A 317-nucleotide genomic window follows, 5' to 3' on the forward strand; every position below is an offset into this window, starting at 1 on the left:
CCGCATGCTGGCACCGACTATTGATGAATTGGCCACGGAGTATGCTGGCAAAGTCAAAATCGGCAACATCGATGCCACGGTCATCTGCGAACGCCCGAAAATCACGCCGCACGCCGCGCAGATGGTGGCCAACATCGCCGCCGACTGCGGCATTCCGCCGCACGCGGTCAATGTGAAGGGCAAGACCTCGGAAAAGCTGGGCTACACCGGCCGCGGCGAGGGCATCGCCGCGCAGGCGGTGGCGATGCTGCTGGCGCCGCCCGAGCCCTCCATGGGCTGAACACCGATGTCGGGCGTCTTGACAGGGCCGGCGATGC

General features: G+C 65.3%; 1 protein-coding gene. It reads left to right on the forward strand.

Annotated elements, in window-relative coordinates; genetic code table 11:
• Window positions 1-280 (forward strand): 2-C-methyl-D-erythritol 2,4-cyclodiphosphate synthase (locus A6X21_RS25915; RefSeq protein ID WP_205847485.1); only part of this gene is annotated, 280 nt, incomplete at its 5' end.
• Between the last annotated feature and the right edge of the window lie 37 nt (window positions 281-317).

Origin of the sequence: Planctopirus hydrillae, from assembly GCF_001707835.1 — a bacterium.
In the GTDB taxonomy this organism is placed as follows: domain Bacteria; phylum Planctomycetota; class Planctomycetia; order Planctomycetales; family Planctomycetaceae; genus Planctopirus; species Planctopirus hydrillae.